Annotated in this window: 25 protein-coding genes and 1 pseudogene; 11 read left to right on the top strand and 15 right to left on the bottom strand. The window is 59.4% G+C overall.

Annotation, left to right across the window (positions count from 1 at the left end; all coding sequences use genetic code 11):
* Nucleotides 1-288 precede the first annotated feature (288 nt).
* From rpmH to yidC, 3 genes are read left to right on the top strand one after another with little or no spacing between them, the layout of a single operon-like run.
* Nucleotides 289-423, top strand: coding sequence for a 50S ribosomal protein L34 (rpmH, locus tag FHX05_RS09665; protein WP_041677194.1), 135 nt, complete (start codon nucleotides 289-291; stop codon nucleotides 421-423).
* Between the two features lie 25 nt (nucleotides 424-448).
* The gene (gene rnpA / locus FHX05_RS09660; RefSeq protein ID WP_015338668.1) at nucleotides 449-850 is read left to right on the top strand and encodes a ribonuclease P protein component; all 402 of its coding nucleotides are present in this window, start codon (nucleotides 449-451) and stop codon (nucleotides 848-850) included.
* On the top strand, nucleotides 850-2,652 hold the full coding sequence (gene yidC, locus FHX05_RS09655) for a membrane protein insertase YidC (RefSeq protein ID WP_183871410.1): 1,803 nt from the start codon (nucleotides 850-852) through the stop codon (nucleotides 2,650-2,652). Before rnpA ends, yidC begins: the two co-directional genes overlap by 1 nt.
* Nucleotides 2,653-2,786: 134 nt before the next feature.
* Here yidC and FHX05_RS09650 read toward each other — a convergent pair.
* The 4 genes and pseudogenes from FHX05_RS09650 to FHX05_RS09635 form a co-directional block, all read right to left on the bottom strand.
* Nucleotides 2,787-3,017 (bottom strand): annotated as a pseudogene (locus FHX05_RS09650) (MFS transporter); the annotation flags it as partial.
* Entirely contained in the window at nucleotides 2,974-3,402 is a 429-nt protein-coding gene (arsC, locus tag FHX05_RS09645; RefSeq protein ID WP_183871409.1) for an arsenate reductase (glutaredoxin), read from the bottom strand. The pseudogene FHX05_RS09650 and the gene arsC, both read right to left, overlap by 44 nt.
* Nucleotides 3,399-4,100 carry an MIP/aquaporin family protein gene (locus tag FHX05_RS09640; protein ID WP_112609433.1) on the bottom strand — a complete coding sequence of 234 codons (702 nt, stop codon included), beginning with the start codon at nucleotides 4,098-4,100 and terminating at the stop codon, nucleotides 3,399-3,401. Before FHX05_RS09640 ends, arsC begins: the two co-directional genes overlap by 4 nt.
* A 25-nt stretch (nucleotides 4,101-4,125) precedes the next feature.
* On the bottom strand, nucleotides 4,126-4,479 hold the full coding sequence (locus FHX05_RS09635) for a metalloregulator ArsR/SmtB family transcription factor (protein WP_183871408.1): 354 nt from the start codon (nucleotides 4,477-4,479) through the stop codon (nucleotides 4,126-4,128).
* A gap of 42 nt (nucleotides 4,480-4,521) precedes the next feature.
* On the opposite strand from FHX05_RS09635, the gene FHX05_RS09630 reads away from it, so the two are divergent.
* Together FHX05_RS09630 and yihA are read left to right on the top strand one after the other, a co-directional pair.
* Nucleotides 4,522-5,034, top strand: a complete 513-nt coding sequence (locus tag FHX05_RS09630; RefSeq protein ID WP_183871407.1) for a DUF6428 family protein — start codon at nucleotides 4,522-4,524, stop codon at nucleotides 5,032-5,034.
* 122 nt (nucleotides 5,035-5,156) lie between these two features.
* The gene (yihA, locus tag FHX05_RS09625; protein WP_015338661.1) at nucleotides 5,157-5,816 is read left to right on the top strand and encodes a ribosome biogenesis GTP-binding protein YihA/YsxC; all 660 of its coding nucleotides are present in this window, start codon (nucleotides 5,157-5,159) and stop codon (nucleotides 5,814-5,816) included.
* Between the two features lie 73 nt (nucleotides 5,817-5,889).
* On the opposite strand, the gene FHX05_RS09620 is transcribed toward yihA, so the two are convergent.
* The 4 genes from FHX05_RS09620 to FHX05_RS09605 all read right to left on the bottom strand — a co-directional run bounded on the left by FHX05_RS09620 (nucleotide 5,890) and on the right by FHX05_RS09605 (nucleotide 8,011).
* The gene (locus FHX05_RS09620; RefSeq protein ID WP_183871406.1) at nucleotides 5,890-6,447 is read right to left on the bottom strand and encodes a fasciclin domain-containing protein; all 558 of its coding nucleotides are present in this window, start codon (nucleotides 6,445-6,447) and stop codon (nucleotides 5,890-5,892) included.
* 109 nt (nucleotides 6,448-6,556) lie between these two features.
* The gene (locus FHX05_RS09615) at nucleotides 6,557-7,270 is read right to left on the bottom strand and encodes an anti-sigma factor (RefSeq protein ID WP_112336646.1); all 714 of its coding nucleotides are present in this window, start codon (nucleotides 7,268-7,270) and stop codon (nucleotides 6,557-6,559) included.
* Complete coding sequence (locus FHX05_RS09610) at nucleotides 7,267-7,806, bottom strand: sigma-70 family RNA polymerase sigma factor (RefSeq protein ID WP_183871405.1); 540 nt, start codon at nucleotides 7,804-7,806, stop codon at nucleotides 7,267-7,269. The genes FHX05_RS09615 and FHX05_RS09610 overlap by 4 nt, the downstream gene beginning before the upstream one ends.
* A complete protein-coding gene (locus tag FHX05_RS09605) occupies nucleotides 7,796-8,011 on the bottom strand; it encodes a hypothetical protein (RefSeq protein WP_183871404.1) in 216 nt (71 codons plus the stop codon). The genes FHX05_RS09610 and FHX05_RS09605 overlap by 11 nt, the downstream gene beginning before the upstream one ends.
* Nucleotides 8,012-8,089: 78 nt before the next feature.
* On the opposite strand from FHX05_RS09605, the gene argB reads away from it, so the two are divergent.
* A complete protein-coding gene (gene argB / locus FHX05_RS09600) occupies nucleotides 8,090-8,977 on the top strand; it encodes an acetylglutamate kinase (RefSeq protein WP_095433831.1) in 888 nt (295 codons plus the stop codon).
* A 66-nt stretch (nucleotides 8,978-9,043) separates the two neighbouring features.
* Here argB and FHX05_RS09595 read toward each other — a convergent pair whose 3' ends face one another.
* Nucleotides 9,044-9,814 (bottom strand): isocitrate lyase/phosphoenolpyruvate mutase family protein, encoded by a 771-nt coding sequence (locus tag FHX05_RS09595; protein ID WP_183871403.1) that lies wholly within the window; start codon nucleotides 9,812-9,814, stop codon nucleotides 9,044-9,046.
* 217 nt (nucleotides 9,815-10,031) lie between these two features.
* Here FHX05_RS09595 and FHX05_RS09590 point away from each other — a divergent pair, with 217 nt between their 5' ends.
* A complete protein-coding gene (locus tag FHX05_RS09590; RefSeq protein WP_183871402.1) occupies nucleotides 10,032-10,736 on the top strand; it encodes a pyrimidine 5'-nucleotidase in 705 nt (234 codons plus the stop codon).
* 113 nt (nucleotides 10,737-10,849) lie between these two features.
* Nucleotides 10,850-11,533 carry an EF-hand domain-containing protein gene (locus FHX05_RS09585; protein ID WP_183871401.1) on the top strand — a complete coding sequence of 228 codons (684 nt, stop codon included), beginning with the start codon at nucleotides 10,850-10,852 and terminating at the stop codon, nucleotides 11,531-11,533.
* A gap of 73 nt (nucleotides 11,534-11,606) precedes the next feature.
* Here the strand turns inward: FHX05_RS09585 and FHX05_RS09580 are convergent, their stop codons facing one another.
* Nucleotides 11,607-12,479 carry an LOG family protein gene (locus FHX05_RS09580; protein WP_183871400.1) on the bottom strand — a complete coding sequence of 291 codons (873 nt, stop codon included), beginning with the start codon at nucleotides 12,477-12,479 and terminating at the stop codon, nucleotides 11,607-11,609.
* A gap of 216 nt (nucleotides 12,480-12,695) precedes the next feature.
* Between FHX05_RS09580 and dapD the strand changes: the two genes are divergently transcribed.
* The 3 genes from dapD (at nucleotide 12,696) to FHX05_RS09565 (ending at nucleotide 15,491) form a co-directional block, all read left to right on the top strand.
* On the top strand, nucleotides 12,696-13,553 hold the full coding sequence (gene dapD, locus FHX05_RS09575; RefSeq protein WP_112336652.1) for a 2,3,4,5-tetrahydropyridine-2,6-dicarboxylate N-succinyltransferase: 858 nt from the start codon (nucleotides 12,696-12,698) through the stop codon (nucleotides 13,551-13,553).
* 158 nt (nucleotides 13,554-13,711) lie between these two features.
* Entirely contained in the window at nucleotides 13,712-14,905 is a 1,194-nt protein-coding gene (gene dapE, locus FHX05_RS09570; RefSeq protein ID WP_183871399.1) for a succinyl-diaminopimelate desuccinylase, read from the top strand.
* Nucleotides 14,892-15,491: a hypothetical protein gene (locus FHX05_RS09565; RefSeq protein WP_183871398.1), complete on the top strand. Its 600-nt coding sequence runs from the start codon at nucleotides 14,892-14,894 to the stop codon at nucleotides 15,489-15,491. The genes dapE and FHX05_RS09565 overlap by 14 nt, the downstream gene beginning before the upstream one ends.
* 16 nt (nucleotides 15,492-15,507) lie before the next feature.
* Here the strand turns inward: FHX05_RS09565 and truA are convergent, their stop codons facing one another.
* The 5 genes from truA to def all read right to left on the bottom strand — a co-directional run bounded on the left by truA (nucleotide 15,508) and on the right by def (nucleotide 18,611).
* Complete coding sequence (gene truA, locus FHX05_RS09560; protein ID WP_112609422.1) at nucleotides 15,508-16,311, bottom strand: tRNA pseudouridine(38-40) synthase TruA; 804 nt, start codon at nucleotides 16,309-16,311, stop codon at nucleotides 15,508-15,510.
* Nucleotides 16,311-17,258, bottom strand: a complete 948-nt coding sequence (fmt, locus tag FHX05_RS09555) for a methionyl-tRNA formyltransferase (RefSeq protein ID WP_183713298.1) — start codon at nucleotides 17,256-17,258, stop codon at nucleotides 16,311-16,313. The genes truA and fmt overlap by 1 nt, the downstream gene beginning before the upstream one ends.
* A 71-nt stretch (nucleotides 17,259-17,329) precedes the next feature.
* Entirely contained in the window at nucleotides 17,330-17,752 is a 423-nt protein-coding gene (locus FHX05_RS09550) for a type II toxin-antitoxin system VapC family toxin (RefSeq protein WP_112609419.1), read from the bottom strand.
* Complete coding sequence (locus tag FHX05_RS09545; protein WP_183871397.1) at nucleotides 17,749-18,030, bottom strand: hypothetical protein; 282 nt, start codon at nucleotides 18,028-18,030, stop codon at nucleotides 17,749-17,751. Before FHX05_RS09545 ends, FHX05_RS09550 begins: the two co-directional genes overlap by 4 nt.
* Before the next feature lie 65 nt (nucleotides 18,031-18,095).
* Nucleotides 18,096-18,611: a peptide deformylase gene (gene def / locus FHX05_RS09540; RefSeq protein ID WP_112398457.1), complete on the bottom strand. Its 516-nt coding sequence runs from the start codon at nucleotides 18,609-18,611 to the stop codon at nucleotides 18,096-18,098.
* Between the last annotated feature and the right edge of the window lie 149 nt (nucleotides 18,612-18,760).

Raw genomic sequence — 18,760 nt, 5'->3', positions numbered from 1 at the left:
TATACTATCCGTATATTTTAGAGGTTATGCAATTTATATTCAAGGTTGCGCGCACTCCTCGGGAGCAGCAGCCAGACGGCAATCAGCCGCCGCCGATCGCGCGAAATTGCCTATCTTAAAGGAATCTGCACCCATATAATTGACTTCCGGAGGCTTGATCCGTATAAGCCCGCGCACGTCCGGTCATGGAGCCTGCATTTGCGGGCCAGGTCCGTTCGCCATAATCAACAACGCTCCTTGCTGTAAAGCAAAGCTCAAGAAGGGCCGCACTCCGCGGTGTTTAAATAAATGAAGCGTACCTACCAACCATCCAAGCTTGTCCGCAAGCGTCGCCACGGCTTCCGTGCGCGCATGGCCACCAAGGGCGGCCGTGCGGTTCTTTCCGCTCGCCGTAACCGCGGCCGCAAGCGTCTTTCGGCCTAAGGGCCGAAGTGCCCGATAATCCAGGATGGCGGGCAAATTGACGAATGAACGACCAAAAAAGACTGTCGGGCGGCTGAAAAGCCGGCCGCAGTTTCTTGCAGTCCGCGAAGGCGAGAAGCGCAGAGGCAGCTTCTTCCTCATCGAAATGCTGGACCGCAAGACCGCCGACGCCGAACCCCGCGTCGGTTTTACCGTTACCAAAAAACATGGCAACGCGGTGGAGCGCAACCGCATGCGGCGCAGGCTGAAAGAAGCCGTGCGGCTTCACGCCGGATTTGCAATGCAGCCCGGACACGACTATGTGGTTGTCGCGCGACGCGAGGTGCTGACCGCGCCTTTCGAAAAACTGGCGAGCGAACTCGTAAGCCGCATCGAAACCAGGCCGAAACACCGGCGGTCGGAAAAGGACCGCTCCAGGAAAGTATGATGGAAAACAACCGCAATTACTTCATTGCAATTGCACTGTCTGTGCTGATTGTTCTCGGCTGGCAGTTTTTCTATATGAACCCACGCCTCGAAGCGCAGCGTCAGGCCGAGCAGGCCGCCAAGCAGCACCAGCAGGCGCAGCAAGCCCAGACGACGCAGTCGCCCACAACGGGTGCCGCCGTGAACGGTTCGCTTCCCGCAGGTGGTCAGACGGCGCCGACGGTTCTCACCCTCGAGCAGTCCGTCGCCAAGACCGCTTCGTCGCGCGTCACCATCGACACACCCGCGCTTGCCGGCTCCATCAATCTGGAAGGCGCCCGCTTCGACGACCTCCAGCTCAAGGCCTACCACGAGACCGTCAGCAAGAGCAGCCCGATCATCACGCTCTTCAGCCCGGCCGACACCAAGGACGGCTATTTCACAGAACTCGGCTATGTCGGCAGCGACGCGACGGGCGCAGTCCCCGGCCCCTCGACCATGTGGAAGCTTACCAGCGGCGACAAGCTAACCGACAAGACGCCGGTGACGCTCTCCTACACCAATGACAAGGGCATCACCTTCAGCCGCACGATCTCCGTCGACGATCGCTATATGTTCACGATCACAGACAAGATCGCCAACGCCAGCCAGGCTCCAGTTTCGCTGTCGAGCTACGGCCGCGTCACGCGCTACAACAAGCCCGAGACGCCTTCCGCCTACGTCCTGCATGAAGGTTTCATCGGCGTCATCGGCGATGACGGTTTGATCGAAACCAAATACGCTTCGACCGAAAAGGAAGCCACGACGCCCGCGAAGGCAACCGGCGGCTGGCTCGGTATGACGGATAAGTACTGGGCTGCGACCATCGTGCCGCCGCAGTCGACGGCCTATGACGCCCGCTTCTCGCATTTTACCGATGGCACTCCGCGCTATCAGGCCGATTACAAGCAGGATGCGGTCACCATCGCTCCCGGCCAGTCGCAGGATCTGAAGAATCTGGTCTTCGCCGGCGCCAAGGAAGTCCCGGTCATCGACCGCTATGAGACCAGCTACTCGATCCCGCGCTTCGACCGCCTGATCGATTGGGGCTGGTTCTATTTCATCACCAAGCCGATGTTCAAGCTGATGGATTTCTTCTTCCGCTACTTCGGCAATTTCGGCGTCGCCATCCTCTGCACCACCATCGTCGTCAAGGCGCTCTTCTTCCCGCTCGCCAGCCGGCAATATGCCTCCATGGCGAACATGAAGCGTGTTCAGCCGAAGATGGAAGAGCTGAAGGCCAAGTTCGGCGACGACCGCATGGCCCTGCAACAGGCGACCATGCAGCTTTACAAGGAAGAGAAGATCAACCCGATCGCGGGCTGCTGGCCGGTGCTTCTGCAGATCCCGATCTTCTTCTCGCTCTACAAGGTGATCTACATCACCATCGAGATGCGCCATGCGCCGTTCTTCGGCTGGATCCAGGATCTTTCGGCCCCGGATCCGACCTCGATCGTCAACCTCTTCGGTCTGCTGCCGTTTGCGGCTCCGACCTTCCTGCATCTCGGCGTCTGGCCGCTGATCATGGGTGTCACCATGTTCTTCCAGATGCGCATGAACCCGACGCCGCCGGACCCGACCCAGGCGATGATCTTCAACTGGATGCCGCTGGTATTCATGTTCATGCTGGCGAGCTTCCCGGCCGGTCTCGTGATCTACTGGGCCTGGAACAATACCCTCTCGGTCATCCAGCAGTCGATCATCATGAAGCGCCATGGCGTGAAGGTGGAGCTCTTCGACAATCTGAAGGGCCTCTTCAAACGAAAACCGGCGCCATCGAAATGACGACAAAAGCCCTGCTTCGGTGGGGCTTTTTCTTTTGTGGCGACAGGTGCCATCGGCGAACTCCGGCACCGATGTGCCGCCAATAACGGTCATCGCAATGCTGCGATGGAAGATAGAGCAGCGATTGAAAGCCCACCCAGAGCGGCCGCGGTAAGGCCGCCTGCCAGAAGCGCGACCGATAGTGCGCCAAAGACCCATTCGCTCGACCATGCGAACTGCATGGCCATATCGGGCGCAAGTATGCTGAAACTGTAATAGAGGGTGCCGTAACCGATGATTTGTGTAACGCCGAGCGCAAACACGGCATGAAGCGGCACGCGTTCAGACAAGGCGCTTGCCGTCGGCGTCGAGAACCTGCTCGCCATCTTCCTTGGTGAACGGGCCTTTATGCGTATCGGGCAGGATATCCAGGACGACTTCCGAAGGACGAGCCAAACGCGTGCCCATGGGCGTGACGACGAACGGCCGGTTGATCAGGATCGGATCCTTCAGCATAGCATCTAGCAACTGGGCATCGGTCAGGTCTGGATTGTCGAGGCCGAGCTCGGCATACGGCGTGCCCTTTTCGCGAATCGCCTGCCTGATGGTCAAACCCGCATCGGCAATCATCTTGATGAGATCATCGCGGCTCGGCGGATTGCTCAGATATTCGATGACGGTCGGGTCGATGCCGGCATTGCGGATCAATGCCAGCGTGTTGCGCGAAGTGCCGCAGTCGGGATTGTGATAGATCGTAACATCCATGGTCATGGGACGGTTTCCGTTTCAGCGAGAGTTTGAGGATTGTGGGCATCTATCAGCAGCCAGTTCGCAAGCGTCAGTGCCAGCAATGCGCCGAGGATTTCCGCGACGATAAAACCCGGCAGATCGACAGGACGGATGCCGGCGAAGGTGTTCGTCAGCGAGCGGGCGATTGCGACAGCCGGATTGGCGAAAGAGGTGGAAGCGGTAAACCAGTATGCAGCCGTGATGTAGAGGCCGACCAGCCATGATACGGCGTCGGCGCGAAACCGCAGGCCGGAGAGGATGACGAAGACGAGGCCGAAGGTGGCCGTCACCTCGGCCAGCCATTGCGCGCCACCACTGCGGATGGTTGTCGAGGCCTGTAGCAACGGCAGTTCGAACATGGCATGCGCGAGGATCGTCCCCGCAATTCCGCCAAGGATCTGGGCGACGACATAGCCCAAAGCCGACATCGCGGTCAGCTCGCGGCGTATCGCAAAGACGAGCGATACCACCGGGTTGAAGTGAGCGCCGGATATCGGACCGAGGACGATGATCAACACGGCGAGGATCGCGCCCGTGGGCAGCGTATTGGCGAGCAGCGCAAGCGCCGCATCGCTCGTCAGCCTGTCCGCCATGATACCCGAACCGACGACTGTCGCGACCAGAAGGCCCGTGCCCAGAGCCTCCGAGACAAGGCGGCGCGAAAGCGGAAAAGATGTCATGGTTTCGGTCCCCGGCTCAGCATATTCATGGAACGTTTCTCACAGCCGGCGCACAGCAGGCGGCGACTTGCGCCGCCGACGCGCAGACCTCCGGATGCCCCGCGCAGCAGTCTTCCATCAAGAAGCGGACAAGGCCTCCGAGCACATCGTAATTGGCGGTGTAGACGATGGAGCGGGATTCCCGCTGCTGGCCAATGAGGCCGGCCCGATCCAGTTCTTTCAGATGGAACGAAACATTCGAGGGCGATACTTCGAGCTTCTCTGCAATCATGCCCGCAGCCATCCCATCAGGACCGGCAACGACGAGCATGCGGACGATCTGCAGGCGGGTCTCTTGAGAGAGTGCGCCGAACGAAGCGAGGGCTTGACCTTCATCCATATTTCAATAATCCTTTAAGTGTTGAAATATGGAGTACATCAAATGAATGCGATCGACAAGACCCGGTCTTCGGATATCAACCTCGGCCTTTTGCTTGAGACTTTGGCCGTTGCCGGCGATCTGCCCCTTGTATTCCGCTATGACGGTCGGCCGGTGAGGCCGGGCTATCACGTCACAGAAGTTAAGGCCGGGCAGTTTTCGGCATTGTACTGCGGGGCCAACCCGGAAGCATGGGCTGAGATTTTCGTGCAGCTTTGGGATATCGATGAAGGCAACCGCACGCATATGCCGGCGGGCAAATTCGCCGCTATCATCCGCAAAGTTTCCGAGCACGTGCAGCTCGACGGCTCCGCGAGGCTGACCTTTGAGGTGAGCGACGGGGTGCAGCCGATGCAGCTCTACTGCGCATCAACTCCTGTTATCGGCGACGATGCCGTCTATATCGAGCTCATTGCCCGCGCAGCCAGCTGCAAACCACGTGACCGGTGGCTGGCAGAACAGACCCAAGCGGCAGCCTGCTGTGGATCAGCGAATGCTGCCAAGTGCTGTGGCTAGCCATTACCGGCTCCTTGGCCGACACCGAAGCTCGGCGGCATGAAGCCAAATGCCGATCCAAACTTGACTTTCGCGGACAAAAGCTTGAAGCCAATCCACGGAACCAAGCAAAGATCGAGAGAATGGCAGACCAGACGACAAAAGACGACAAGCCGCTTTTCGGGCGTCCGTGGATTTTCATTCGCGGCGTGCCGTCGATGAAATTTCTGCCGCCGGAAGGGCCGCCGGAAATCGCCTTTGCCGGCCGCTCCAACGTCGGCAAGTCTTCGCTGATCAATGCTCTGGTCGGGCATAAGGGACTGGCGCGCACGTCGAATACGCCGGGGCGCACACAGGAGCTCAACTATTTCGTTCCCGACGGCTTTTCCGGCGAGGCTGGCGATCTGCCGCCGATGGCTCTGGTTGACATGCCCGGCTACGGCTATGCCGAAGCGCCGAAGGATCAAGTCGACGCCTGGACGAAGCTGGTCTTCGACTATCTGCGCGGGCGCACGACGCTGAAGCGCGTCTATGTGTTGATCGACAGCCGCCACGGTATCAAGAAGAACGATGCGGAGGTTCTGGACCTTCTCGACAAGGCCGCCGTTTCCTATCAGATCGTGCTGACCAAGACCGACAAGATCAAGGAGGCGGGCATACCGAAGCTGCTCGCTGATACCGCCGAAAAAATCCGCAAGCGCCCGGCCGCCTATCCCGGCATTCTTGCGACGTCTTCGGAAAAGGGCCTTGGGCTTCAGGAATTGCGCGAAGCCATTGGCCTGACGGTCGGCATCCAGGTTTGAAGACCGCATCGATACAATGAGGCCGCCGCCCCTGACCTCGTATCAGGAGACGACGGCCTGTTGCCGATGAGGATCACATCTTCGGCAACAATACCTTGTCGACGACATGGATTACGCCATTCGACTGCTTGACGTCGGCGATTGTGATGTGAGCGGTGCCGCCCGCTTCATCGGTGAGCGTCAGCTTGCCGCCCTTGGCCATAGCCTTGATCGTGCAGCCGCCGACAGTCTTCAGATCGTACTCACCGCCTTTGCTCTTTGCCCATTTCTGGATGGCCGCCGCCATGTCATCACCAGCCACGACATGGCAGGTCAGGATTTTGACCAGCTTCTCCTTGTTCTGCGGCTTCAGCAACGTCTCGACGGTGCCGGCCGGCAGCTGGTTGAACGCTTCATTCGTCGGTGCGAAGACGGTGAACGGGCCTTTGCCTTCAAGCGTATCAACGAGACCGGCCGCCTTCACGGCAGCGACCAGGGTCGTGTGGTCCTTGGAGTTCACGGCATTCTGGATGATGTTTTTGCTGGCATACATCGCAGCACCACCGACCATCGGGTCCTTGGCATAGGCAAGGCTGCTCGCAGCGGACAACATTGCGGCTGCGGCAGCAATGCTAAATACGGTCTTGATCATAACGTCTCCTCTTCCTCTCTATTGCCCCGATCGGGCGGGGTCGGAAGAAGATACGGAGCGGGCTTTCAAACAGTTTCAGCTTGGATCGCTTTTTGCGAGCAGAAATTCGTCAGGGCAAATGGATCGTGCCAGAAGCGACCACATCGCCCGTCGGCTTGCCGGTCGGCGAACCGCCAAAGGGCTCGACGCTGACGGCAATGATTGCGCCCTCCGTCAATTTACTGTGAAGCTCCGGCGGGAGGACGATTTCACCATCGCCGCCCTGTGGCAGAACGCCAAGCGCCTCGGCCGGATCGCTGCCACGAATCAGCCAGAGCTCCAGCGACTTTTCTTCCGGTTTGCCCGCAGCCACCGGCGTCACCTTCAAACGCCCATTGGCAACGTCATAATTGGCGAGGAGCGTGATCGGGCTATTCTGACCGGAAAGCGATGCCGTCAATTGCTTGCCCGATGTTCCGCGCAGGGCACCTTCATTGGTTATGGCAAAGACGAGAACGCCGGCCGCCAAGAATAGCGAACCGAAGGCCATCGAGCGCCAGACCAAAAGGGAGTTCCAGAGCTGGGCACCGAATGCCACGTCACCGAAAATCCGCTTCTCGATCTTCGGATAGACCGAAGAAGAGGGCGTCACCGTTTCATATTCCTCATTGAATTCCGAGAGGTTCTGTTCCCAGCGGCTGACGATGGCGGCAAACTGGCGATCGCTGCGCATCCGGCGCTCGACCTTCTGCCGGTCCTCCAGGGAGAGCACGCCCAGCACATATTCTCCGGCCAGGACTTCATCGCGGGAGCGGCCTCCCTTGCTTTGATCGGGCGTACTCATCGGTCCATGCACTCTCTCAGTCTGATCAGGCTTCGACGCAGCCAGGTGCGCATCGTGTTCAATGGTACAGCGTGTTGGTCGGCGAGCTCCTGATAGCTCAAGCCCTCGACATAGGCGCTGCGGACAGCCCGCGCGCGATCAGCTTCCAACTCTTCCATGCACCTGTCAATCCGCCTTCCCTCCCCCTTCACGATTGCTTGCTCTTCGGGGCCGGGTTCCAGGTCGGCGAGATCGTAGGCGCTATCTATTTCATCGGCTACCGGCTTGCGGGCACGCACGAAATCGATGGCTCGATTGCGCGCTATTGCCGTCAGCCAAGGCATCGCGGGCCCTTCCGCAACAGCAAATTGTTCGGCTCGCTGCCAGACCTTGATATAGACCTCCTGCAAAACCTCTTCCGCATCTGTCTTGTTGCCGACGATACGCAGGCAAACACCGAGAAGTTTCGGGCTGGTACCCTTGTAGAGCGCGGCAAAGGCTTTCTGATCGCGCATGGCAACGCGGCCGATCAGCGCTTCCGTCTCCTCATTCGCCATCCAAATCCCCGGGTACAACGCCTGCACCATCTTTAGAAGAAAACATCACTTCGGCAAATGCGTCTGCACCATCAATTTCGGCGACGCTGATGTGACATAGCGTCAACGAAAGCACAGCACGATCTTTCAGATAGGCATTCGCGTTCAGGTAATTGATTTTATGTATGTCATCGCCGCAAAACCGCTGCGCACTTTCGCGCGACATGTTTTATTGCCGAGATCATTATTCCCTCTGTCAAAAACTTGAGATAAAAGGCCCGCGAACAATTTCGAAGGGTGCACCATGTCCGAAGCCCAAAGCGAACTCCAAGCCAACCTGCTCGCACAGGCGCTGCCCTATATGCAGCGTTACGAAAACAAGACCATCGTCGTGAAATACGGTGGCCATGCCATGGGCAATGTCGAGCTTGGCAAGGCCTTTGCGGCCGATATCGCGCTCCTGAAGCAGTCCGGCGTCAACCCGATCGTCGTCCATGGCGGCGGCCCGCAGATCGGCGCCATGCTGACGAAGATGGGTATTGAATCGAAGTTCGAAGGAGGGTTGCGCGTCACCGACCAGAAGACGGTCGAGATCGTCGAAATGGTGCTCGCCGGCTCGATCAACAAGGAAATCGTCGCGCTGATCAACCAGACCGGCGAATGGGCGATCGGCCTTTGCGGCAAGGACGGCAACATGGTTTTTGCCGAAAAGGCGCGCAAGACCATCAAAGACCCCGACTCCAACATCGAGCGCGTGCTCGATCTCGGCTTCGTCGGCGAAGTGGTCGAAGTCGACCGTACGCTGCTCGACCTGCTTGCCAAGTCCGAGATGATCCCGGTCATTGCCCCTGTTGCCCCCGGCCGCGACGGCGCGACCTACAACATCAATGCCGATACCTTTGCCGGCGCGATCGCCGGAGCGCTCAGTGCCACCCGCCTGCTGTTCCTGACGGATGTTCCCGGCGTGCTCGACAAGCAGGGCCAGCTCATCAAGGAATTGTCCGTCGCCCAGGCCCATGCCCTGATCGCCGACGGTACGATTTCCGGCGGTATGATCCCGAAGGTGGAGACCTGCATCGACGCCATCAAGGCCGGCGTTCAGGGCGTCGTCATCCTCAACGGCAAGACGGCACACTCGGTGCTGCTCGAAATCTTCACCGAACACGGCGCCGGCACGCTTATCGTTCCGTGATAGGGCGCACTCATCGAGAACATTCAGGCGCTCCGCAAATGTGATTGCGAAGTGCCGACAGCCGTATCAGGACGGCCGGTAGATCGCTTCGGCCTCGCTTTTCAGCATTCCCATGACTGAACGATAGGGAGCCGGCCCATAGCTGATGCGGCTGACGCCAAGTTTTGCCATCGTCTCGTTATCAGGCGTCGCCGGGCGCACCATGATGTTGACCGGCAAGGGCGAGCGCTCGCATAGAGCGCCGATCAGATCCGGTTCGACCAGTCCCGGCGCGAAGAAACCGCTGGCACCGGCCGCGGCAAAAGCGTCGGCGCGCTGAAAGGCGTCGTCCAGCAGGAGCTGATGATGTGCCGTATCGCTTTCCTGCAGGAAAAGATCGGTGCGGGCGTTGATGAACAAGGGCATTTCCCGGCGATTGGCCATTTCGCGGATGGCGCGGATGCGTGCCGCCTGTACCTCGATGGGATGAACGCCTTGACCGCCGATCACCTGATCTTCGAAATTGATACCGATGGCGCCGTGATCCATGATCTTTTCGACATTGGCGGCGACCTCCTCGGGTTCGACGGCGTAACCGCCCTCGAAATCGACCGACAGCGGCAACGGGCTCGTCACCGAAATCAGCTTGGCGGTGACCGCCAGCAATGATAACGGAATGGCCTGGCCATCGCCGAAGCCGTTGGCGGCGGCAACCGACCAGCTACCCGTCGCCAGCGCCTTGGCGCCGGCCTCCGTGACGGCCTTGGCAGAGCCGGCATCCCAAATATTGAAAAGGATCAGCGGCTCGCCCTTCTTGTGCAGCCGCGCAAATTCCTGCGCCTTTTCCACTTGACCCATCGCATCCCCTCCGAAAAGCGCAGTCGGGCGATTTCCCCTCCGCGACCATAAAGAGCGTCAGCTCTCCCTCACATGACAAATAGCGTAAAACCCCGGAAATCAATAGTAAAATCATAGCCGGCATTGGATCGCACGGCAATCTCCCCCCATGGCCGGGGATGCAGCAGCATGAATATTTTCCTTCCCCCGTGCCGACCGTGCGTGCCATAAGACGGGCATGAACCAGACAAAAACGCTATCCGAACCTTCAGATTTTGCCGGCATCCGCGATTGGGTGTTCGATCTCGACAACACGCTTTATCCGCATCATGTCGATCTCTTCGCGCAGATCGACAAGAACATGACGGCTTACGTCTCGACCCTGCTGCAGATGGAGCGTGAAGACGCTCGCAAGCTGCAGAAGCAATATTACCTCGAGCACGGGACGACCTTGCAAGGGTTGATGATCCATCATGGCATCGACCCCAACGACTTCCTGGAAAAGGCGCATGCGATCGACTATTCGGCGCTGACGCCGCAGCCGGAGCTGGCCGCCGCCATCAAGGCGTTGCCGGGACGCAAGTTCATCTTCACCAATGGCAGCGTCAAACACGCCCAGGCGACGGCCGGCGCGCTCGGCATCCTCGACGGCTTCGACGACATTTTCGATATCGTCGCTGCCGACTACGTGCCGAAGCCTGCCGGCAGCACCTATGACAAGTTCATGAGCCTCCATCGCGTCGATACGAAGAAGGCTGTTATGTTCGAGGACCTACCGCGCAATCTCACCGTGCCCAAGGCGCTCGGCATGAAGACCGTGCTTCTCGTACCGCAAAATCTCGAGACGACGATCGTCGAATGGTGGGAACGAACGACTGGCGAAGACGATCACATCGATTACGTGACCGACGACCTCGCCGCTTTCCTGAAGGCGCTGGTTTAACTGTTCATTAGGACGTGGTTACGAAAGTTTCATGCGCCTTACAGAGGTTTAATTGGCCGTTTTTGACCGCCAACCGTATCGTTTGCCCATTCCTCGACACGAAAGGAAAAGCGATGAACGGGAAAAAACTTCTTCTGGCCGGACTTTCTGCAACCCTGCTTCTCGGCGGTGCCGCACAGGTGGCGCTCGCCGCTTCGCATGATGGCGACCGTGGGCGCAGGCATCATCATCACGGCCGCTGGCACAGACCGCATATTTCGCCCGAAGTCCTTTACGTGCGCATGCTGAAGGAATTCGGCAATCCCGGTAACACGAAGCTCACCAAGGATGAGGTCAAGGCAGGCGTCGACAAGATCTTCGACCAGATCGACGTCAACCACGACGGCGAAATCACCCCCGGCGAATATCGCGCCTACCGCCAGGAGCAGATGAAGCAGTGGCGGGCCGAACAGGCCAAGGCCGATGGCGATCAGGCCCAAAATGGCCAGGCGCAAGGCGGCGACCAGGCACAAAGCAATCAGGCGCAGGGTAATCAGGCCCTAGGCAACCAGGCGCCGGCCGACCAGGCTCAAAACGACAATGACAACGACAAGGGCGGCGAAGGCCATCGCCATCACAGACCGCATGGCCGCTTCATGCATGAAGCGATGATCTTCCGCTTTGCCGATACCGATCAAAGCGGACAGATCAGCAAGAAGGAAGCCGAAGACGCCATGAACAAGCTCTTCGACCGGCTGGACCGCAACCACGATGGCGTCGTCAACCTTGACGACATGCCGGGCCGACCGCTGCTCTAAGCCGATCGCTCCGCCGGCAATAAACCCATGAACAAAAGCCCGCCTCGCCCAAGCGATGGCGGGCTTTCGGTTTTCAGTGACCGTTGTCGTGTTCGTAGAAATCGGCAACGATCTTCCAGGCTTCGTCGGCGGTATCGACGAAGCTGATGAGGTTCACATCGTCGGGCGCAATAGTGCCGAACTCGGCCAGCGCCTCGAAATTGATGATGTTGCGCCAGAATTTTTCGCCGAAGAGAATAAGCGGCAGGCGCTCCATGCGGCCGGTCTGAATGAGCGTTAGGCATTCGAACAGCTCGTCGAGCGTGCCGAAGCCGCCTGGGAACACCGCGATCGCCTTGGCGCGCACCATGAAGTGCATCTTGCGGATCGCGAAATAATGGAAGTTGAAGCTGAGCTCCGGCGTCACATAGGCATTCGGCGCCTGCTCATGCGGCAACACGATGTTGAGGCCGATCGAGGGAGCCCCTTCTTCGGCCGCGCCGCGATTGCCCGCTTCCATCACGCCGGGACCACCGCCGGTGACGACGACATATTCATGGAAGTCGAAGCCGGCTGAATAGCGAGAGCAAAGCCGAGCGAACTTGCGTGCCTCTTCGTAGTAGACCGATGCGGCTTCCAGATTGGCGCGCTGCACATCGTTGCGGGCAGCCCAGGCATTGGCGCCGGGGGCGGGAATGCGCGCGCCGCCGAACATGACCACGGTCGATTTGATGCCACGCTCGGCCAAAGACATTTCGGTCTTCAGCAACTCCAGCTGCAGGCGGATCGGCCGCAGCTCCTCGCGGCAAAGGAAATCCTCATCGGCATAGGCAAGACGGTAGGACGGCGACATCGACTGCGGCGTGCGCGGCACCGACTCGGCTCGCTGCTTGTCCGCCGAGCTCGTCTTCAACGGGTCCCAAACCCCGTCCTTGCGCCTCAGCCTGCCGTTCTTTCCCTTGCTCATCTATTCATGCCTTTCAAATCGATCATGACGGCCCGTTTTCCGTCCGAGAATGGAAATAGCCAAGCTCTTGCATATGCCCCTACAACGCCTTGAATCCAAGCTCAATCGGCGCGGAAAAGACATTCCATTTTCGGCATCCATGCTATAGGACCAATCGACCGCTTCCGGACCCTTATCCGGAAATCACGATAGGCCCTGACGTTGTAAGGAATTCCCATGAGCGCTAACGACCTCGCTTCCCTCGAAAAGTCCATCGAGGCTGCCTTCGACAATCGCGACAATGTGAACACGTCGACGCGCGGCGAAGTCCGCGACGCCGTCGAGACGGCGCTCAATCTCCTCGATAGCGGCAAGGTTCGCGTGGCCGAACGTGGTGCCGACGGCAACTGGACCGTCAACCAGTGGCTCAAGAAAGCGGTTCTGCTCTCCTTCCGTCTCAACGACATGAAGATCGTCGAAGGCGGCTCCGGCGGCGCCACCTGGTGGGACAAGGTTCCCTCGAAGTTCGAAGGTTGGGGTGAAAACCGCTTCCGCGAAGCCGGCTTCCGCGCCGTGCCGAACGCCGTCGTGCGTCATTCCGCCTATATCGCCCCCAACGCCATCCTGATGCCGTCCTTCGTCAATCTCGGCGCCTATGTCGGCGAAGGCACCATGGTCGACACCTGGGCGACAGTCGGCTCGTGCGCCCAGATCGGCAAGCATGTGCATCTTTCCGGCGGCGTCGGCATCGGCGGCGTGCTGGAGCCGATGCAGGCCGGCCCGACCATCATCGAAGACAATTGCTTCATCGGCGCCCGTTCCGAAGTCGTCGAAGGCTGCATCGTCCGCGAAGGTTCCGTACTCGGCATGGGCGTCTTCATCGGCAAGTCCACCAAGATCGTCGACCGCGCCACCGGCGAGATCACCTATGGCGAAGTTCCGCCTTACTCGGTCGTCGTCGCCGGCGCGCTGCCGAGCGGTAACACCATGGCGAACGGCCAGCCGGCTCCCAGCCTCTATTGCGCGGTCATCGTCAAGCGCGTCGACGAAAAGACCCGTTCGAAGACCGGCATCAACGAGCTGCTGCGCGACTGATCTGCAAGATTTTGGAAGCGCGGTTGCCATATCGCGCTTCCCTCATGCTTGCCGGGTGAGCATGCCTGTGCGATTGCTGGAATCGCGGCAAAGATTTTCGAGTCGTCACCGACCCTTTGCCATCGCTTTGCCATTTCCCGCCGGATAAGTTGCCTCCGATGACCGTTACGAATCCCATCACGAACCTGCAGACCCTGATCCGTTGCGCTTCCGTCACGCCTGCCGAGGGCGGCGCACTGACAGCGCTTGCCGACATGTTGCAGCCACTCGGCTTCAGGATCGAGCGCATGACGGCAAGCGAGCCGGGAACGCCCGATATCGAAAACCTCTATGCGCGGCTCGGCACGGACGGACCGCATCTGATGTTTGCCGGCCATACGGATGTCGTGCCGGTCGGCGATGCCGCTTCCTGGAGCCATCCGCCCTTTGCCGCCGAAATCGCCGATGGCGAACTCTTTGGCCGTGGCGCGGTCGACATGAAAGGCGGCATTGCCTGCTTCGTGGCAGCGGTTGCGCGTCATATCGAGAAGCATGGCAAGCCCGCCGGCTCGATCTCCTTCCTGATTACCGGCGACGAAGAGGGACCGGCGATCAACGGCACGGTAAAGCTGCTGCAATGGGCGGCCGAGCGCGGCGAGACATGGGACGCATCGCTCGTCGGCGAACCAACCAACCCCGACCGGCTCGGCGACATGATCAAGATCGGCCGCCGCGGCTCGGTCTCCGGCACCATCACCGTCCACGGGGTTCAAGGCCACGCCGCCTATCCACACCTTGCCGACAACCCAGTGCGCAGCATCATCAAACTGACGGAAGCGCTGCTCGATCCGCCCTTTGACGCCGGCACGGACAATTTCCAGCCGTCGAACCTCGAAGTGACGACGATCGACGTCGGCAATACCGCGACCAACGTCATTCCCGCCAAGGCAACCGCTGCCTTCAACATCCGCTTCAACGACACCTGGACGGCCGATACGCTGAAGGCCGAAATCCTGGCGCGCCTGGATGCGGCAGCCGCCGACCAGACGCTGCGGCCCGGACGTCCGCCGGCGAAATACGACATTGTCTGGTCCGAACGCCCGAGCCAGGTCTTCCTGACGCGCAACAACGCGCTGATCGCCTCGCTCTCCTCCGCCATCGAAAACATCACCGGTCAAAGGCCGGCGCTGTCGACCACCGGCGGCACGTCGGATGCCCGCTTCATCAAGGACTACTGCCCCGTCGTGGAATTCGGGCTTGTCGGCCAGACCATGCATATGATTAACGAGCGTGTGGCGCTCTCGGATCTCGAAACGCTGACCGGGATCTACCAGACCTTCATCCAGCGCTGGTTCGAGAATGCCGAGCTTTAAGGAAGTCCAGTATTACCTGTCCGGCCTGTGGCTGCTGATCCGGATGGATGCGCGCGGATTCCAGTATCTGGATATTTCAGACCGCGGCATGCTGCGCTCCTTCTGGGCGATTTTCTGGAGCCTTCCCTCGATCGGCATTTCCTGGCTGTGGTGGCAGCAGGCCTATCTGCGTGCCATGCCGCCCGAAACATCGACGGGCCTCGCCTTTTTCCTAAGGCTGGCGCTGGTCGAGGCGGCGAATTGGCTGATCCCGCTGGTTCTTGCCGGCGTATTGCTGCTGTTTTTCCGTGTCGGTGAGAAGTTCACGCCGATCGTCGTGGTGGTGAACTGGCTTGGGGTGCCGACATCCTATCTCAATGCGCTGCTTATCGCCCTAATCGCCTTCGTGCCTGGCTCCAGTGGATTGGCGGCGCTGCTGTGGCTTGTCCTGATGGGGACGATCATCTTTTCGCTGGCACGCATGCTTCGAATGATCTGCGGCACGCATCCGCTCTTTATCGGCACACTGACGCTGGTGCTGCTGATCCCGACCATGCTGCTGACGGATTTTCTGCAACGCTTCCTCGGCGTCTATCCGCCTGTTTGAGGCAATCGCAGAGGGACTACGACAGATCCTCGCCATCATCGGCATTTTCGCCCTCGCCAGGCAAACCGGCGCCATCGCGATAATCCACATGCATGAAATATAGCCCATCCGGTGGGGCGACAGGGCCGCAGGCCTTGCGATCCTTTGCCTCGAGCGCAGCGCGCACATCGTCGGGCGTCCATTTACCCTCACCCGCAAGCTTCAGCGTGCCGGCGAAAGAACGGATCTGATTGTGCAGGAAGCTTTGCGCCGTGGCACGGATCTCGATGAGCTCGCCGCTGCGCGTCACATCCAGCCGGTCGAGCGTGCGCACCGGGCTGTTTGCCTGGCAATGCGCCGAGCGAAAGGTGGTGAAATCATGCCGCCCCACAAGGGTCTGGGCCGCGGCATGCATGACCTCGTGATCCATATCCTTCGGCACCCACCAGGCGCGCCCGGCTTCCAAAGCCAGAGGCGCACGGCGGGCGATGATGCGATAGAGATAGTGGCGGCGGATGGCAGAAAAGCGCGCGTCGAAGCTTTGGTCGACCTCGACGATATCGAGAATGGCAATACGGTTACCGGCAAGCCTCAGATGGGCATTGAGCGCATTGCGCAGCGTATAGACCTTCCATTCCTTCGAGAGATCTGCATGCATGACCTGCCCCATGGCATGCACGCCGGAATCGGTACGCCCTGCACCGCGGATAGACACCGTTTCGCCGGTCAAGGATAGGATGGCGCCTTCGATCGCACCCTGTACGGAGGGGCCGTTGTCCTGGCGCTGCCAGCCGACATAGGGAATGCCGTCATATTCGACGGTCATCTTGTAACGCGGCATCAGGCTTGCTCCGAGGCGAGCACGGTGCCCGGCGCGATCGGCGTGCCGCGCAGGAAGTCGGCTGCCGCCAAGGGCTTGCCACCGGCCTTCTGCAGCTTCGTCAGCCTGATGGCGCTGGAGGCGCAGGCAATGACGAGATCATCTGTCAGGATCTGACCGGAAGCTCCGTTGCCTTCTGCCAATTCCGAACCCAGCACCTTGATACGCTCAGGGCGGCCAGCAATTTCGGCCTCGAACCAGGCGCCGGGAAAGGGCGACAGGCCGCGAATATGATTATGGACATCGGCTGCGGGCTTGCCGAAATCGATACGGGTTTCACCCTTATCGATTTTGGCGGCATAAAGAACGCCTTCGGACGGCTGCGCGGTCAACGGCAACTCGTCATGTTCCAGCTTGTTCATCGCCTCGGCCATGGCTTTTGCGCCGACAAGCATCAGCCTGTCATGCAACTCGCCCGCTGTCATGGTGTCGCCGATTTCGACTTCACGTGTCAAAGCGACCGGGCCGGTATCCAGCCCCTTGTCCATCTTCATCACCATCATGCCGGTTTTTTTGTCGCCGGCCATGATCGCCCGCTGGATAGGAGCAGCCCCGCGCCAGCGCGGCAGCAGGGAGGCATGACCGTTGTAGCAGCCGAGACGTGTCCCGGTGAGAATCGCTTCCGGCAACAACAGGCCATAGGCCACGACGACGGCAACATCGGCATCCAGATCGCGAAAGCGCTGGCGCTCCTCGGGGTCCTTGAAATTAATCGGCGTGAAAACCGGCAGGCCGAGCAACTCGGCCGCCTGATGCACCGGCGATTTCTGCAGGTCGAGCCCGCGCCGCCCGCCGGGACGCGGCGGCTGCGTATAAACGGCACGAATCTTGTGACCGGCATCGATCAGGGACCGCAATGTCGGCACGGAGAATTCGGGCGTTCCCATAAAGATGATGTTGAGCGACATGTGATCCATCCGGCGAAGATATCAGATTTAGAATGACCCGGCGGCCGCGGCACATGCCGTTGGGTCCAATGCTAGCCGCCTTCAAACGGGTTTACGAGCCTGAGATCAAGCCCCTCGAAGTCTTTTGTATTGCGCGTCGCCAATGTCGCACCATTCGCAAGGCAGATGGCGGCGATCATGGCGTCCTGTACGGAAATCTGATGTCCCGAGCGCTCGCGACGGGCGCGAATGCGGCCCGTTAACAGCGCGCTGTCTTGATCCAGTTGCAAGATACGCCCCATAAAGTGATGTCCCATGAGAGAGTCGAGGCCTTCGAAAAATCGTTTTGATCGATCCCCCAGCAGCACCTTTTCTGCGCCATAGGACAGCTCCATTAGAACGGGAGAGCAGAGATACAGGGTCTCCATCTCCTGCCGCTCAAACCATTCACCGACGTTTGGAGATAAATTCGCCTTTGTGATTTCCGAAACCACGTTCGTATCGAGAACAATCATTCAGAGCAACGGCGCTCCGCCTCTCTACGGCGGGCCTCATCTGTGGCAGACATGAAGTCGCGATGTTCTTCGTCGCTCAATGCAAGGCCGACGAACGCAGAACGCAGCTGGCAGAGCGTCGAGCCAGCCTTTGCAGCATTCTCCAATCGCGTAGCATTGAGGCCCTTTCGAACCTGAATCTTAATTTCCTCCGAGAGACTGTGACCAGAGCGCTTCGCCTCGTCGCTAAGCTCTCGCTTCAAGCTTTCGGACATGTCTCTGACCAATATATCAGCCATTCGCGCCTCCATTTGATATCAATGATATCATAGGGCTTTTAGGCCGATCTTTCAACGGCTGGAGATCAAAGAGCCTTGGCCTTGGCGGCCTTGGTGAACTTCTTGATCACCATCTCCCGCTTCAAGCGCGAGATATAGTCGATGAAGAGCACGCCGTTCAGATGGTCGATCTCGTGCTGCACGCAGGTCGCAAGCAGGCCGTCGGCCTCGGTGAGCTGCTCCTTGCCGTTGCGGTCCAGATGCTTGACAGTGACGCGCGCCGGGCGCTCCACCTCTGCATAATAATCCGGAATGGAGAGGCAGCCTTCCTCATAGACCGAACGTTCATCCGAAGACGCGACGATCTCCGGATTGATGAAGACCAGTGGCGTTTTCTCTTCGCCCTCGCGCGCGACGTCGATGACGAGCATGCGGCGGGGAACGCCGATCTGGATCGCAGCAAGGCCAATGCCCGGCGCGTCATACATGGTTTCCAGCATGTCGTCGGCGAGGCGCTGAATTTCGGTATCGATCTGCTCGATGGGCTTGGAAGCCTGGCGGAGCAGCGGATCGGGCAAAATGATGAGTGGCTTGATCGTCATGACGTTTCCCATAACGCATCTTGTTGTGCGATGGAATCGCCAAGATGGCGGTGAGACAGTGTTTTTTCAACGATGGTCATCCGGATCAGCGCAAATGACCCAGAAATTATGTTCACGTTTTGATCTGGATATTCGCGATGGTTTTGCTA

Source organism: Rhizobium sp. BK491, from assembly GCF_014194925.1.
In the GTDB taxonomy this organism is placed as follows: Bacteria; Pseudomonadota; Alphaproteobacteria; order Rhizobiales; family Rhizobiaceae; genus Rhizobium.
The sequence above is the reverse complement of the archived record's forward strand: the minus strand, read 5'-3'. Positions and strand labels throughout refer to the sequence as shown.

Coding starts and splice junctions, on each gene's coding strand:
- rpmH (WP_041677194.1), top strand. CDS start 289: ATGAAGCGTACCTACCAACCATCCAAGCTTGTCCGCAAGCGTCGCCAC.
- rnpA (WP_015338668.1), top strand. CDS start 449: ATGGCGGGCAAATTGACGAATGAACGACCAAAAAAGACTGTCGGGCGG.
- yidC (WP_183871410.1), top strand. CDS start 850: ATGGAAAACAACCGCAATTACTTCATTGCAATTGCACTGTCTGTGCTG.
- arsC (WP_183871409.1), bottom strand. CDS start 3,402: ATGACCATGGATGTTACGATCTATCACAATCCCGACTGCGGCACTTCG.
- FHX05_RS09640 (WP_112609433.1), bottom strand. CDS start 4,100: ATGACATCTTTTCCGCTTTCGCGCCGCCTTGTCTCGGAGGCTCTGGGC.
- FHX05_RS09635 (WP_183871408.1), bottom strand. CDS start 4,479: ATGGATGAAGGTCAAGCCCTCGCTTCGTTCGGCGCACTCTCTCAAGAG.
- FHX05_RS09630 (WP_183871407.1), top strand. CDS start 4,522: ATGAATGCGATCGACAAGACCCGGTCTTCGGATATCAACCTCGGCCTT.
- yihA (WP_015338661.1), top strand. CDS start 5,157: ATGGCAGACCAGACGACAAAAGACGACAAGCCGCTTTTCGGGCGTCCG.
- FHX05_RS09620 (WP_183871406.1), bottom strand. CDS start 6,447: ATGATCAAGACCGTATTTAGCATTGCTGCCGCAGCCGCAATGTTGTCC.
- FHX05_RS09615 (WP_112336646.1), bottom strand. CDS start 7,270: ATGAGTACGCCCGATCAAAGCAAGGGAGGCCGCTCCCGCGATGAAGTC.
- FHX05_RS09610 (WP_183871405.1), bottom strand. CDS start 7,806: ATGGCGAATGAGGAGACGGAAGCGCTGATCGGCCGCGTTGCCATGCGC.
- FHX05_RS09605 (WP_183871404.1), bottom strand. CDS start 8,011: ATGTCGCGCGAAAGTGCGCAGCGGTTTTGCGGCGATGACATACATAAA.
- argB (WP_095433831.1), top strand. CDS start 8,090: ATGTCCGAAGCCCAAAGCGAACTCCAAGCCAACCTGCTCGCACAGGCG.
- FHX05_RS09595 (WP_183871403.1), bottom strand. CDS start 9,814: ATGGGTCAAGTGGAAAAGGCGCAGGAATTTGCGCGGCTGCACAAGAAG.
- FHX05_RS09590 (WP_183871402.1), top strand. CDS start 10,032: ATGAACCAGACAAAAACGCTATCCGAACCTTCAGATTTTGCCGGCATC.
- FHX05_RS09585 (WP_183871401.1), top strand. CDS start 10,850: ATGAACGGGAAAAAACTTCTTCTGGCCGGACTTTCTGCAACCCTGCTT.
- FHX05_RS09580 (WP_183871400.1), bottom strand. CDS start 12,479: ATGAGCAAGGGAAAGAACGGCAGGCTGAGGCGCAAGGACGGGGTTTGG.
- dapD (WP_112336652.1), top strand. CDS start 12,696: ATGAGCGCTAACGACCTCGCTTCCCTCGAAAAGTCCATCGAGGCTGCC.
- dapE (WP_183871399.1), top strand. CDS start 13,712: ATGACCGTTACGAATCCCATCACGAACCTGCAGACCCTGATCCGTTGC.
- FHX05_RS09565 (WP_183871398.1), top strand. CDS start 14,892: ATGCCGAGCTTTAAGGAAGTCCAGTATTACCTGTCCGGCCTGTGGCTG.
- truA (WP_112609422.1), bottom strand. CDS start 16,311: ATGCCGCGTTACAAGATGACCGTCGAATATGACGGCATTCCCTATGTC.
- fmt (WP_183713298.1), bottom strand. CDS start 17,258: ATGTCGCTCAACATCATCTTTATGGGAACGCCCGAATTCTCCGTGCCG.
- FHX05_RS09550 (WP_112609419.1), bottom strand. CDS start 17,752: ATGATTGTTCTCGATACGAACGTGGTTTCGGAAATCACAAAGGCGAAT.
- FHX05_RS09545 (WP_183871397.1), bottom strand. CDS start 18,030: ATGGCTGATATATTGGTCAGAGACATGTCCGAAAGCTTGAAGCGAGAG.
- def (WP_112398457.1), bottom strand. CDS start 18,611: ATGACGATCAAGCCACTCATCATTTTGCCCGATCCGCTGCTCCGCCAG.